The organism is Methanobrevibacter sp., from assembly GCF_030539555.1.
Lineage (GTDB): Archaea > Methanobacteriota > Methanobacteria > Methanobacteriales > Methanobacteriaceae > Methanocatella.
Map to the genome: position 1 here is coordinate 1 of NZ_JAUNXX010000013.1, position 12,039 is coordinate 12,039.

Annotated in this window: 15 protein-coding genes; 8 read left to right on the plus strand and 7 right to left on the minus strand. The window is 34.6% G+C overall.

Annotation, left to right across the window (positions count from 1 at the left end; genetic code table 11):
- Nucleotides 1-961 (minus strand): VWA domain-containing protein (locus Q4Q55_RS04270; protein ID WP_303371586.1); only part of this gene is annotated, 961 nt, incomplete at its 3' end.
- Between the two features lies 1 nt (nucleotide 962).
- Nucleotides 963-1,817, minus strand: a complete 855-nt coding sequence (locus Q4Q55_RS04275) for a MoxR family ATPase (protein WP_303371587.1) — start codon at nucleotides 1,815-1,817, stop codon at nucleotides 963-965.
- Nucleotides 1,818-1,945: 128 nt separating this feature from the next.
- Here Q4Q55_RS04275 and Q4Q55_RS04280 point away from each other — a divergent pair, with 128 nt between their 5' ends.
- Complete coding sequence (locus Q4Q55_RS04280; protein WP_303371588.1) at nucleotides 1,946-2,314, plus strand: hypothetical protein; 369 nt, start codon at nucleotides 1,946-1,948, stop codon at nucleotides 2,312-2,314.
- A gap of 2 nt (nucleotides 2,315-2,316) precedes the next feature.
- Here Q4Q55_RS04280 and Q4Q55_RS04285 read toward each other — a convergent pair whose 3' ends face one another.
- The gene (locus Q4Q55_RS04285) at nucleotides 2,317-3,921 is read right to left on the minus strand and encodes a dihydropteroate synthase-like protein (RefSeq protein WP_303371589.1); all 1,605 of its coding nucleotides are present in this window, start codon (nucleotides 3,919-3,921) and stop codon (nucleotides 2,317-2,319) included.
- Nucleotides 3,922-4,212: 291 nt separating this feature from the next.
- Between Q4Q55_RS04285 and Q4Q55_RS04290 the strand changes: the two genes are divergently transcribed.
- From Q4Q55_RS04290 to Q4Q55_RS04320, 7 genes are all read left to right on the plus strand, one after another.
- Complete coding sequence (locus Q4Q55_RS04290) at nucleotides 4,213-4,734, plus strand: pyruvate ferredoxin oxidoreductase subunit gamma (protein ID WP_303371590.1); 522 nt, start codon at nucleotides 4,213-4,215, stop codon at nucleotides 4,732-4,734.
- A gap of 15 nt (nucleotides 4,735-4,749) precedes the next feature.
- Complete coding sequence (gene porD / locus Q4Q55_RS04295; RefSeq protein ID WP_303371591.1) at nucleotides 4,750-4,992, plus strand: pyruvate synthase subunit PorD; 243 nt, start codon at nucleotides 4,750-4,752, stop codon at nucleotides 4,990-4,992.
- Between the two features lie 13 nt (nucleotides 4,993-5,005).
- Nucleotides 5,006-6,151 (plus strand): pyruvate synthase subunit PorA, encoded by a 1,146-nt coding sequence (porA, locus tag Q4Q55_RS04300; protein WP_303371592.1) that lies wholly within the window; start codon nucleotides 5,006-5,008, stop codon nucleotides 6,149-6,151.
- A 2-nt stretch (nucleotides 6,152-6,153) separates the two neighbouring features.
- Nucleotides 6,154-7,023, plus strand: coding sequence for a pyruvate synthase subunit PorB (gene porB / locus Q4Q55_RS04305; RefSeq protein ID WP_303371593.1), 870 nt, complete (start codon nucleotides 6,154-6,156; stop codon nucleotides 7,021-7,023).
- Between the two features lie 9 nt (nucleotides 7,024-7,032).
- A complete protein-coding gene (locus tag Q4Q55_RS04310) occupies nucleotides 7,033-7,533 on the plus strand; it encodes a 4Fe-4S dicluster domain-containing protein (protein ID WP_303371594.1) in 501 nt (166 codons plus the stop codon).
- A gap of 9 nt (nucleotides 7,534-7,542) precedes the next feature.
- Nucleotides 7,543-7,785, plus strand: coding sequence for a 4Fe-4S binding protein (locus Q4Q55_RS04315; protein WP_303371595.1), 243 nt, complete (start codon nucleotides 7,543-7,545; stop codon nucleotides 7,783-7,785).
- A gap of 70 nt (nucleotides 7,786-7,855) precedes the next feature.
- The gene (locus Q4Q55_RS04320; RefSeq protein WP_303371596.1) at nucleotides 7,856-8,698 is read left to right on the plus strand and encodes a fumarate hydratase; all 843 of its coding nucleotides are present in this window, start codon (nucleotides 7,856-7,858) and stop codon (nucleotides 8,696-8,698) included.
- 28 nt (nucleotides 8,699-8,726) lie between these two features.
- Here the strand turns inward: Q4Q55_RS04320 and pstB are convergent, their stop codons facing one another.
- Genes pstB through Q4Q55_RS04340 form a run of 4 tightly spaced genes read right to left on the minus strand, consistent with a single transcriptional unit; the run spans nucleotide 8,727 to nucleotide 11,970 of the window.
- On the minus strand, nucleotides 8,727-9,476 hold the full coding sequence (gene pstB, locus Q4Q55_RS04325) for a phosphate ABC transporter ATP-binding protein PstB (RefSeq protein WP_303371597.1): 750 nt from the start codon (nucleotides 9,474-9,476) through the stop codon (nucleotides 8,727-8,729).
- 1 nt (nucleotide 9,477) lies between these two features.
- Nucleotides 9,478-10,314 carry a phosphate ABC transporter permease PstA gene (pstA, locus tag Q4Q55_RS04330; protein ID WP_303371598.1) on the minus strand — a complete coding sequence of 279 codons (837 nt, stop codon included), beginning with the start codon at nucleotides 10,312-10,314 and terminating at the stop codon, nucleotides 9,478-9,480.
- Nucleotides 10,314-11,174, minus strand: a complete 861-nt coding sequence (pstC, locus tag Q4Q55_RS04335) for a phosphate ABC transporter permease subunit PstC (protein WP_303371599.1) — start codon at nucleotides 11,172-11,174, stop codon at nucleotides 10,314-10,316. The genes pstA and pstC overlap by 1 nt, the downstream gene beginning before the upstream one ends.
- Before the next feature lies 1 nt (nucleotide 11,175).
- Nucleotides 11,176-11,970, minus strand: coding sequence for a phosphate ABC transporter substrate-binding protein (locus Q4Q55_RS04340; protein WP_303371600.1), 795 nt, complete (start codon nucleotides 11,968-11,970; stop codon nucleotides 11,176-11,178).
- Nucleotides 11,971-12,039 lie beyond the last annotated feature (69 nt).

A 12,039-nucleotide genomic window follows, 5' to 3' on the forward strand; every position in this document is an offset into this window, starting at 1 on the left:
GGACTTTTGGACCCGCCCAATCCCTGCAATCTGATAATATTATAACATAGGATTTATTATTGATATTGGCCATTTCCTGGAACTGGGTAAATGAGCTGTACATGTCCGAAGTTCCATGAACCATCATGTTCTTAACTCTCAAGTCCTTGACTTTAATGAATGAATCTATCAAGTATTCCTCTTTTAAGGCATTTGTGGTTTCAATGACCTTGTTGTCGAACTCGAAAGTTCGTGATTTTTTAAAAGCTGTCTGTGCTGAAAACATTAACATGAAAAACCAGCTACTAATCCATTCGCAGGATCCGCTAATGTCATTCAAAAACAAATGTTCGTTTTTATGAGGTCTTGGCTTGGCTTTAACAAGCTCCAGTGGAACTCCACCATATTTTAAGTTGGCACGAATGGTTCTTCTCATATCAATTTTATTGGAACTTGTTTTGACCTTTCTTCTTGAACGTTTGTTGGCTATCCTTTTGCCTAATCTTTGGCAAATTTCAAGCATTCTTGGATCAAACCTATTGAGCTTTGTTAAATCTTTATTCATTAGCTCTCCATCTCTTTCAAGTTGTTTAACTTCATCCAAGAGAGGTTGACCGGACAACATTTTTAGCTTTTCATTTTCCATTTTTTCCTTGTTAACTTTCCTAAAAGCACTTTCATTCTTCTTGATTATGTACTTATTGGATTTGGGACCGGTTCCCCTGTATGCGGTACCGCGCACATCTTCTTTAGCAACTTCATTTTCGACTTTAATTTTGAAAACTTCTTCAAAGACCTTGTTGAATTTAGGAATGTCATATCTATCCTTAACATAAACTGCCATCAATGCAGTTTTTAAAAGTTGTCTGTCCGTTTCACCAAAATTCATGTAAATTTGAACGGCAGATTGGGTGCTTCTGACACTGACAGGAAGACCTTGCTGTCTGAGTTGACTGGATAGAGTTGCTATTTTTTTAATCATTTTATCTTTTATCTAAAATATCTTTAATGACTCTTTTTTTATCACTTTCATTTTTTATAGCCACACCTATACTGTCTTTTAAAGATTTATCCATGTCTTTAGTACCGAGATTAGAAACGGATTTTACCCAATCAACTGTTCCCCTTACTGATGGTTTTTTCAATAGGTTGAGGTTACGTATATCATGAACCAGTTTTACGATTGTTGAAACAGTATCGTCATCAGCTTCAGGTATTTTTGATTTGACAATCTCTATTTCCCGTTCAACAGTAGGGTATGGAATATATAAAAATAAGCACCTGTCTTTAGTTTCATCAAGCAAAGACCTCTGAGAGTTAGAAGTTAATACCACAATCAAATCATTTTGAAGTTGAAATGTTCCCAAATCATTGATTGTTATTTCTTGTTCGCCTAAAGCTTGAAGTAAAAAGCTTTCCACTTCCTCATCTGCCTTATCTATTTCATCAATTAACAACACTGAATCATTTTCATTTAGAAATGCATTGAGCAGAGGCCTTCTTATAAAGAAATCTTCATCGAAGATTTTATCTTCTTTATTAGTTTCATTTTTAGCCGCTTCCAAGTGCAGTAACTGTTTTTGATAATTCCACTCACCAACTATTTGTTCAAAAGTAATGCCCTCATAACATTGAATCCTGAAGAAGTCTCTTTCAAAAGTTTTGGCAATTACTTTTGCAAGTTCTGTTTTACCAACACCAGGAGGACCTTCAATAAGCATAGGTTTTCCAAGCAGCAGAGACAAATACAATGTTGTCGAGATTTCATTATTAGAAACATATTCTGCATCTAAAAGGCTTTTATCTATATCCTTAATAGTAATGTTTTCAACTTGCACTGTGAAACCTTCATATAATTTTATTATTAATAAACATTTAATTATAAAATAATATAAACTTTATGTAACTAATATATAAAATAATAAAGCATAATTATATAATAGATATTTATTAAGGAGGTAAAAAAATGGAACGTGACAACATGATAATTATCGCACTTGTTGTGCTTATCATAATTGTTGGAAGCATAGCATTGTTTGTTACCGGCGGTGGAATACATTTAAATAAAGAACCTACAATTGAAGAAACACCTGCTTCAAACACATCATCAACCACAATAAGTAATGTGACCGCAAATACAACAGGCGACTCTTCACAATCATCAGATTCCAGTCATGACAGTGGATTGACTGATCCTAATGCACCAGAAAGTGATTCGGATAGTGGTGAGAATACCGAAACCTCAGACAGTTCATATAGTGAAAGTGAATATGTCGAAGACACCCATCAAGCAGGACAATCCGAGGACACATACAACACAAATGATTTTGATTAAACTTAATTTTTAAATTCATCAGGATTTTTGAATAATTCAAAATCCTGAACATAATCTTTTCCAGTAATCATTGCAATTTCTGCTTTTTTAAGTTCGGAACCTAAATATGCTGCATGTTCCATTCTTGTAACTAATTCTTTTGAAATGATTTCCTCATAAATTTCTTTTGCAGAACTGCCAACAATGACCAAATCCGCATTATTCTTTTTAAAATGAGTTGCAACTATGCGACTTTCCTTAACAGTAGTTCCATAATCAACACTAATTTTAAAGCTTCCTGCTTTATCTCTGATAAATTTTAATGGTTTTGATTGCCTTATTTCTGGAATTTCATCAAGTTCATTTAAGATTATATCGTTTCGTTTGTGTTTATCTTTAAATACAACCATATTAATTCCCAAATCTTTTGGAATTGATTTTCTATGTTTTGCAAGAAACATCATTTTAGATGCAGTGGAAAGCTCATAGACACTTCCCCGTGTTTTTCCACTCTCTTCGGGAGTGAAAAGTATGCTCACACCCAGTTCCATACCAATTCCCGCAAGCAGAACATTGACACCACCAGAATCTGCGTCCATCAGTTCAGTGACATTACCTACTCCAAAAAACATTGGTGCTTTATTGGTTTTATGGAATTCATGACATGCTATAATAGATTCAACAATGCTTGAACTGTTAACCGGATCCAAAATCAAATCAGCAACATATCTTAATCCCTCAGTATCCTTAATCAGTTGATGCATGGATTCCACTCTTTCCAGAGGGGTTTTTGGTGATTTACCCTGTGAGAAGTTTGTTGGAAGCAGCACTGCAGGAATATCTTTTTCCTTTAAAATTTCCTGAACTTCAGAGTTGTTACCTAAATCCAGACTCAATACAAAGTCTATACCATTTTCTGCAGCCACTTTAATTTCATTAGGGTTTAAAGTGTCTATACTTAAAGGCCTATCCCCTACAATTGGCCTTAATGTTTTTATCAAATCGGGAATTTTATCTGAAAAATCTTCCCCCGCAGCCATACCAATATCAATCATGTCTGCACCAGAATCAACGAAATATTGGCATTTGTTGATTAAAGCTTCTTTAGATAAAAATGGAGCATTAGCTATTTCAGAAAGCACTCTCATTGGAAAATCCTCACCTACAGGAAGATTTCTGATTAGAATATTGTTGGGCTTTTCAAGTAGCTCATTAATCTTTTCCTGATTATTTTCGAATTCTTCGATGAATTTAAATGCTTCCCGCCTTTTTTCCTCTTCAATTAGTTTATCGGCAGGTTTATCTTCAGACAGGTCAATGCTGCCAACCAAATTTAAAACCATTGCGAGGTCTGCCCCATCAGTAGAACCTTTGAACGTTGGAATTCCTATCTCTTTTGTGATTTCTTTTGTTCCTTTCTTAATTAAACCTGGAACTAAAATCATGTCAATTTCATCTAGTTGGTCTGAAAAATTAGTCTTAATTTCTTTAATAATTTGTCTTGGAGTTAGAAAAGCGGCAACTTGAGTATTGTATGCAACATGCACAATTATTTCTTCTTTTGAATTTGAAACTACCTCTTTAATTAACGGATATGCTAACTCGCCAGTGATTATTAAAACTTTCATAAGAACTCCTCGACAAATTTTCTAATTATATATCTATTATATAATTAATTATATTAACTCTTTTGAAAAGTAGAATATCCAATTATAGTGAGATTTGTTAAAAAAAATTATAGAAAATGCTAAAAAATATAACAAAGACATAATAAGATTTGTTAAAAAGATAAACAAAAAACTAATAATCTATTTAAATTAATCTAAAAAATTTTATTAAAAAATAAAACAATTACATAAAATTTATATATTTTGGAATTTATAATGATTATACATGATAAATATATGGAGGAAAAATTAATGATTGAAATTCGTTTTCATGGAAGAGGCGGACAAGGTGCTGTAACTGCTGCTGAAATCTTAGCTAAAGCAGCTTTTAAAGATGGCAATTACTCCCAAGCTTTTCCATTTTTCGGAGTTGAACGTAGAGGAGCTCCCGTAATGGCTTTCACAAGAATTGACGACAAGCCGATTGATTTGAGATATCAAGTATATAATCCGGACTACGTATTAGTTTTAGATGATGGATTATTAAATGTAGTAGATGTATTTTCAGGAATTAAAGACAATACTGAAGTAACAATTAACACTGAAAGTTTTGAAGGCAGTGGTGAACATGAAGTCTACAGTATTGATGCAACTGGAATTGCATTAGATATGTTAGGCCGTAACATTGTAAATACTATTATTTTAGGATATTTTGCTAAGAAAACCCAAGCTGTAAGTATTGACTCACTTCTAGAAGTGATTAAAGAAACATTCCCTGGAAAAGTTGGAGAGCTAAATGTAGAAGCTACCAAAAAAGCTTATGATATGGGATAAAAAAGGGTGATTTTAATGGTAAGTATAGGATGTGTAATTAAAAACCCAGGTAATAGTAGAAATAATAAAACTGGAAGCTGGAGAACATTTAAACCAATTTTAGATAAAGAGAAATGTATTGATTGTGATAATTGTATCCTATTTTGTCCAGATGCCAGTGTGAACAAACAACATGATATTGATTACGATTACTGTAAAGGATGCGGAATTTGTGCAAACGAATGTCCTTCCGATGCAATCGAAATGGTAAAAGAATAAAGAGAGTGATTAAATGATAAAAGAAGTAATGACCTCAAATAAAGCAGTTGCAGAAGCTGTTAGATTAGCTAAACCACAAGTTATTCCTGTTTATCCAATTACTCCGCAAACTACAATTTCTGAATACTTAGCACAATATGTTGCTGATGAAAGAATTGATGCTAAATACGTTAAAGTAGAATCTGAACACAGTGCAATAAGTGCTGCTGTTGGAGCTAGTGGTGCTGGAGTAAGAGTATTTACAGCAACATCATCACAAGGATTAATGTTAATGCATGAAATTTTATTTGCTGCAGCCGGTATGAGAGTGCCTATTGTATTAGCTGATGCGAACAGAGCAATTTCTGCACCATTAAATATTTGGAATGACCAACAAGATTCAATTGCACAAAGAGATGCCGGATGGTTGCAAATTTATGTTGAAAATGCGCAAGAAGCATTAGATACAACTTTAATGGCTTACAAAGTTTCTGAAAATCCAGACATATTACTTCCATCAATGGTATGTTTGGACGGATTTATTTTAACACACACAGTTGAACCTGTTGAGATTCCGGACCAAGAAAGTGTAGATAAGTTCTTACCTCCATATGTTCCAGAACATGCATTCCTTGATCCGAAACAACCAATGTCAATTGGTAACTTTGCTGATCCGGATTATTATACTGAAGCAAGACATGACATGGAAGTTGCAATGACCAAATCCCTGGAAGTTATTCAAAAAACTTGTGATGAATTTGCAGAAATCTTCGGAAGACAATATGGTCTTGTTGAACCGTACAAAACCGAAGATGCTGAAATAATATTTGTGGCAATGGGATCACTTTGCAGTACTATTAGAGTAATAGTTGACCAATTAAGAGAAAAAGGCGAAAAAGTAGGTTTGCTTAAAATTAGAGCTTACAGACCATTCCCTGTTGAAGCAATCAAAGAAGCAGTAGCAAATTGTGAAAAAATAGCTGTTATTGATAAAAACTTCTCATTTGGAATTGGTGGAGCACTTTATGCGGACATGAAAGTTAAAATCGATAAAGAGATTTATGGATTTGTTGCAGGTTTAGGTGGAAGAGACATTACACCGGACTCAATCATTGAAGCTTATGAAAAAACCAAAGTACCAGAACAAGATGTCACATGGATTGGACTTAAGGAGGAATAGATATGGTAGATATACCTGATAAAGATTTATTAGCACCGGGACACAGAGGTTGTGCTGGTTGTGGAGCATCCATTGCTGTAAAATTAGCTCTTAATGCTTTAGGCGAAAACACTGTAGCTATTTCTGCTACCGGTTGTCTTGAAGTAATGACTACACCATACCCAGAATCTTCATGGGAAATCCCATTTATACATGTTGCATTTGAAAACTCAGGAGCCGTTGCATCCGGTGTTGAAAGTGCATTGAGAATTCAAGGAAAAGATGATGTTAACGTAGTTGCTTTCGGTGGTGATGGAGGAACTGTAGATATCGGTTTACAATCATTATCCGGAGCTATGGAAAGAGGACACAATATGCTTTACATCTGTTACGATAACGAAGCATACATGAATACAGGTATCCAAAGAAGTGGAGCTACCCCATATGGTGCAAGTACCACCACTTCACCAAAAGGTGTTGCAAGTTTTGGAGAAGACAAACCTAAGAAAAACATGCCAATGATTATGGCTGCACATGGAATTCCTTATGTGGCTACAGCATCAATCGCATATCCTGAAGATTATGTAAATAAAGTTAAAAAAGCTGCTGAAACTAAAGGTCCTGCATATATCCATTTACAACAACCATGTACTACTGGTTGGGGATACCCTTCTGAAAAAACTATTGAAATGGGTAGATTAGCTGTTGAAACTGGATCATGGATTTTATATGAAATCATTGATGGTAAATTTGAGATTACTTACAGACCAGAAGAAAGGAAACCTGTAAAAGAATACTTGGCACCACAAAAAAGATTCAGACACTTAGATGAGGAACACATTGAAAAAATCCAAAAATATGTTGATGCAGAGTGTAAAGAACTAGGTTTATAAGGTGATACAATGGAAAGTATTGTTGTAAACAACAACTTATGTGACGGATGCCTCAATTGTGAAAACATGTGTGCATCAGTCCATAATGCAAGTAGAATAAAAATTATAGAACATGATTCTTCCTTTTATTCCATTGTATGTCAACATTGTGAAAGCGCACCATGCATAAAAATCTGTCCGACAGATGCAATAACAGATGATGGAGTAAATACTGAAAAATGTATTGGTTGCGGATTATGCGTAATGGTTTGCCCATTTGGTGCAATGACTTTCCAATCAAAAGTTGCTGAAAAATGCGACCTCTGTGCTGACAGAGAAGAAGGGCCTGCATGTATAAAAGCATGCACAAAAAGAGCCATTACTGTTGCTGATCCTGAAAAAATCAGAGCCAGAAACCAGGAAAAATACTTGGCCAAAATGGCGGGATTATATGAACCGGACAGTGGAAAAGGTGGCTTTGTCCATGTAATAACAAGTCAAGCAAGAGCAAGACTTGTTTTAGATGAATAATAAAGAATTATGTATAATTCAGGAAATTGTGCAGAATGTACAACCTGCGGAAGTTGTCAACAAACACCAAATGTTGACACTCCTATTTTATTTTGTATGAATTGCCAACCATCAGATGCCCCATGTATTTTAACTTGCAAACAGAATGCATTTGAAGTTTTGGGTGGAGCAATTACATTAAATAATGAAAAATGTAATAAATGCAAAGATTGTGAAGATGTTTGCCCAATCGGAATAATTAAAATCCAATAGCTTTTTTTAAAAAAATTTATATCTTTTCAAAATCAAAATAAGATTAATTGATTATTGCAAGGTTTTTATTTTGATTACAAAAGATGTTATTAGAGACAGTGTTTATGAATTATACAAACAGGCAGTTATCGTGCTAGGAGAAGATGTTAAAAAATCACTTGAAGATGCGTTGAAAATTGAAGAACATGACCTGGCAAGGTTAAATATTGAAGCTATTTTAAAAAATATTGAACTTGCCGAAGAAAAGGGAATTCCGATGTGCCAGGATACAGGTCTTCCAGTGGTTTTTGTCAAATTAGGTAATGTTGAAGTTGAAAATCTGCGCGAAGGTATTGAAGAAGGAATCAAAAAAGCCACTGAAGAAATTCCAATCAGACCAAACATCGTAGATCCGCTTACACGGGAAAATACTAATATCAATGTTGGAGACTACATCCCCCCAATTGATATTGAATTAATTGACGAGGATTACCTTGAAATTACAATTTTACCAAAGGGATTTGGTTCTGAAAATAACAATGCTTTGAAAATGGCCCTTCCTGCAGATGGAATTGAAGGTATTAAAGAGTTCGTTGTTGAGTCCGTCTTAAAAGCCAAAGGAAAACCATGCCCCCCAACAGTGATTGGAGTTGGTATAGGAGGAACCTCTGATTTATGCTTGAAACTTGGTAAAAAAGCTTTGCTTGGAAAGGTTGGTGAAAGAAATCCTGACCCTCAACTTGCCAAATTAGAAGAGGAAATCTTGAATGAAATTAACGCTTCCGGAATAGGTCCAATGGGACTTGGAGGAAAAACAACAGCGTTAGATGTTAAAATCTTAAAGGCCCATACCCATACAGCAGGCCTTCCTGTTGGAGTATGTGTGCAATGTTGGGCAGACAGACATGCAACAACAAAAATATATGATGAATAGATTGGTTTAAAAACCAATCCTCTTTTTATTAACCGAATCTGCCGGAAATATATTCATCAGTCTTTTCTTTTTTCGGGTTTTCGAAAATATCTCCTGTTAAACCGCTTTCTACTATCTCACCATCCAAAAAGAAAGATGTGTAATCCGATGCCCTTTTTGCCTGTTGCATATTATGAGTTACCAAAACAATAGTATAATCTTTTTTAAGTTCATTGATTAACTCCTCAATTTTCAATGTGGAAATGGGATCCAGTGCTGAACATGGCTCATCCATCAATATCACTTCAGGATTTATAGCAATTGTTCGCGCAATACATAATCTTTGCTGTTGACCTCCGGATAAACTTAAAGCACTTGATTTTAATTTATCTTTCACTTCATCCCACAATGCAGCCTGTTTCAAGCTTCTTTTAACAATGCTTGAAATTTTACATTTATCTTTCATCCCATGAATTTTAAGACCGTATGCCACATTTTCAAAGATTGACATTGGAAATGGATTGGCCCTTTGAAACACCATGCCCACCTTTTTTCTTAAATCCACAACATCAATATCATCACCATAAATATCCTCACCGTCCACATAAATTTTACCGCAATGACTAAAATCCTCAGACAAATCATTCATGCGATTGATGGATCTTAAAAAGGTTGATTTACCGCATCCAGAAGGTCCAATCAAAGCAGTGACTGTGTTTTTTGGAATTTTTAGATTAATATTTTTTAAGATATGATTATCAGAGAAGGTGACATTGAAATTTTCTACATTAATTTTCATTTTAACACCCCATTAACTTTTTTTGATAGTTATCGATGACAATGTTTGAAATCAAAGTGATTAGAAGAACCATAACAATCAAGATTGTAGCAGTCCCATATGCATTATCCATGGATATTCCCTCACTAGCCAGAATATATAAATGTAATGGCAAAGGCCTCCCCGTATCAAAAATCGATATGGGAACATCTAATGAAGAACCAACCACATACATTACAGCAGCAGCCTCTGAAATGGCTCTTGTAATAGCCAGTATTATTCCAGTGCAAATTCCAGGTATTGCAGTGGGAAGAAGAACAGAGATAATGCATTGCCATTTAGTGGCACCCATTGCATAACAACCTTCCCTGTAAACACTCGGAACTGATTGAAGAGAAACTTCCGAAACCTGAAATATTGTTGGAATAGCCATCAAAGCCAATACAACCCCTCCAGACAATATTGACCACCCCATTTTCAAAAAAATTACTAAAAATGCAAGGCCAAAAAGCCCAAACACGATTGAAGGAACAGATGATAAAACCTGAGATGAAAATCGGATAACGTTTATCAAACTTTTATTCGATGCATATTCAGATATGTAAATGGCACTGCCCACACCAATCGGGACAGATATCAATGTTGTAATTACAATCAAATAGACTGTGGACAATATCATTGGAAATATTCCGCCTTGCCTTCCTGAATCCAGCGGTTTAGAAAATAAAAACTCCAAATTCACAACATGAAATCCATTAATCAGAATAAAACCCACCAATACAAGCAATATTAATAATGTAAAAGCTCCCGAAAGAATGAAAATAGAACTAGTGAATTTCTGTACCGTTTTTGAATTCATTAAATCACCTCTTTAACTGCATACCTATTTTGAATATATACTGAGACAATCATTAAAAATACAATTACGACAAATAGAATTACTGCAGTTGCAAATAATGCATTGTAATGTATGCCGGTTGCATAACCCATTTCTAAAGCAATATTGGAAGTTAATGTCCGAATGGGATCAATAACTGAAGTAGGAATATTTGAAATATTTCCTGCAAGCATTAAAACCGCCAGTGTCTCCCCAATGGCCCTACCCATGCCCAAAATTACAGCAGTCCCTATTCCAGGCATTGCAATTGGCAGTATTACTCTTTTGATACATTGCCATTGCGTAGATCCTAGACCGAATGAAGCTTCTTTATAATAGTTAGGCACTGATTTAATTGCATCCTGAGTTAGTGAGGTAATTGTTGGCAAAATCATGAAAGACAACACTATCGCAGCAGCCAATATTGAAAATCCATTTCCTCCAAGATTATTTCGAATGATTGGCACAATAAGAGTCAATCCGAAAAAACCGTAAATTACTGATGGTATTCCCGCCAACATTTGAATGACCGGTTTAAATATATTCTTCAAAGTATTTGGAGCAATCTCTTCGAGAAAAATTGCACAGGATATTGACAGTGGAATTGAAATTAACAAAGCGATAGAAGTTATGTAAAGTGACCCCAAAATCATCGGAAGGATGCCGAATTCCCCATTGTCAGGGATCCAGTTAGAACCCAAAACAAAATTTAAAAATCCAACATCATAAAATGCGGGAATCGCTTCTATCAGCATGAATACTATCAATAGAAACACCAATATGACCAAAAACAGGACAATTATGCTTAGTGATTTTTCAATTAGATATTCCTTAATGTTCATTTTAATCAATTTTAATAATTTTTTCCTTTTCAAAAATTTCTGAAGACTCGTTGCTTAAAGACCAGTTGATAAAATCCATTGCATCTTTGCTCGGAGTTTTATCCGTCATGAATGTGAACGGTCTTTTTAGTTCATAAGAACCATTCCTAATTGATTTTTCGGATATTTCAATCCCATCCACTTTTATATCTTTTAGATTATTGTCCAAATTGACAAGCGATACAAATCCTATGGCATTTTTGTCATTGATTACCGCTTGTTTGACTGCTCCTGCAGAATTTTGGATTATTGCATCATCCCTTATTTCAGTACCATTCATTATTGAATCCTTAAACGCATCCAATGTTCCTGATCCCTCTTCTCTTACAACAACATTTATCATTCCGGATCTGTTTGAAATTTCACTCCAACTGGAAATATTTCCGGAAAAGATACTTTTAATCTGATTTGAAGATAAATCACTGATTGGATTATCCGGATTGACAACAACAGCAATTCCTTCCACCCCTATTTCATATTCTTTTAGATTGGTCTGATTTACCTCTTTTGAAGACATTCCTATGTCTGCCAAACTGTTTTCAGCACATTTGATTCCCAAGCTTGATCCACCACCTTGGACATTAATGTCCACACCTCCATGTTTCTTTTTGTATTCTTCAACTAATTCTTCACATAATGGCTGAACTGACGTTGAACCGACAATGTTTAACTTTGAATAAGATTCACCAAAGGGCATTAATAAATATAAACACAATACTATGAAAACAATGAAAAAAATAGCATTTTTCTTTTCCATGCAATCACCTTGCAAATAACTTACACAACAAGTAGTATATAAAGTTTGCTTTTTAGGAATTATATTTCA

Bases quoted from the DNA above. Each gene is read 5' to 3' on its own strand.
- Q4Q55_RS04285 (WP_303371589.1), bottom strand. From the start codon at position 3,921: ATGAAAGTTTTAATAATCACTGGCGAGTTAGCATATCCGTTAATTAAA.
- pstC (WP_303371599.1), bottom strand. From the start codon at position 11,174: ATGAACATTAAGGAATATCTAATTGAAAAATCACTAAGCATAATTGTC.
- Q4Q55_RS04340 (WP_303371600.1), bottom strand. From the start codon at position 11,970: ATGGAAAAGAAAAATGCTATTTTTTTCATTGTTTTCATAGTATTGTGT.
- pstB (WP_303371597.1), bottom strand. From the start codon at position 9,476: ATGAAAATTAATGTAGAAAATTTCAATGTCACCTTCTCTGATAATCAT.
- Q4Q55_RS04310 (WP_303371594.1), top strand. From the start codon at position 7,033: ATGGAAAGTATTGTTGTAAACAACAACTTATGTGACGGATGCCTCAAT.
- Q4Q55_RS04290 (WP_303371590.1), top strand. From the start codon at position 4,213: ATGATTGAAATTCGTTTTCATGGAAGAGGCGGACAAGGTGCTGTAACT.
- porD (WP_303371591.1), top strand. From the start codon at position 4,750: ATGGTAAGTATAGGATGTGTAATTAAAAACCCAGGTAATAGTAGAAAT.
- Q4Q55_RS04280 (WP_303371588.1), top strand. From the start codon at position 1,946: ATGGAACGTGACAACATGATAATTATCGCACTTGTTGTGCTTATCATA.
- Q4Q55_RS04315 (WP_303371595.1), top strand. From the start codon at position 7,543: ATGTATAATTCAGGAAATTGTGCAGAATGTACAACCTGCGGAAGTTGT.
- porB (WP_303371593.1), top strand. From the start codon at position 6,154: ATGGTAGATATACCTGATAAAGATTTATTAGCACCGGGACACAGAGGT.
- porA (WP_303371592.1), top strand. From the start codon at position 5,006: ATGATAAAAGAAGTAATGACCTCAAATAAAGCAGTTGCAGAAGCTGTT.
- pstA (WP_303371598.1), bottom strand. From the start codon at position 10,314: ATGAATTCAAAAACGGTACAGAAATTCACTAGTTCTATTTTCATTCTT.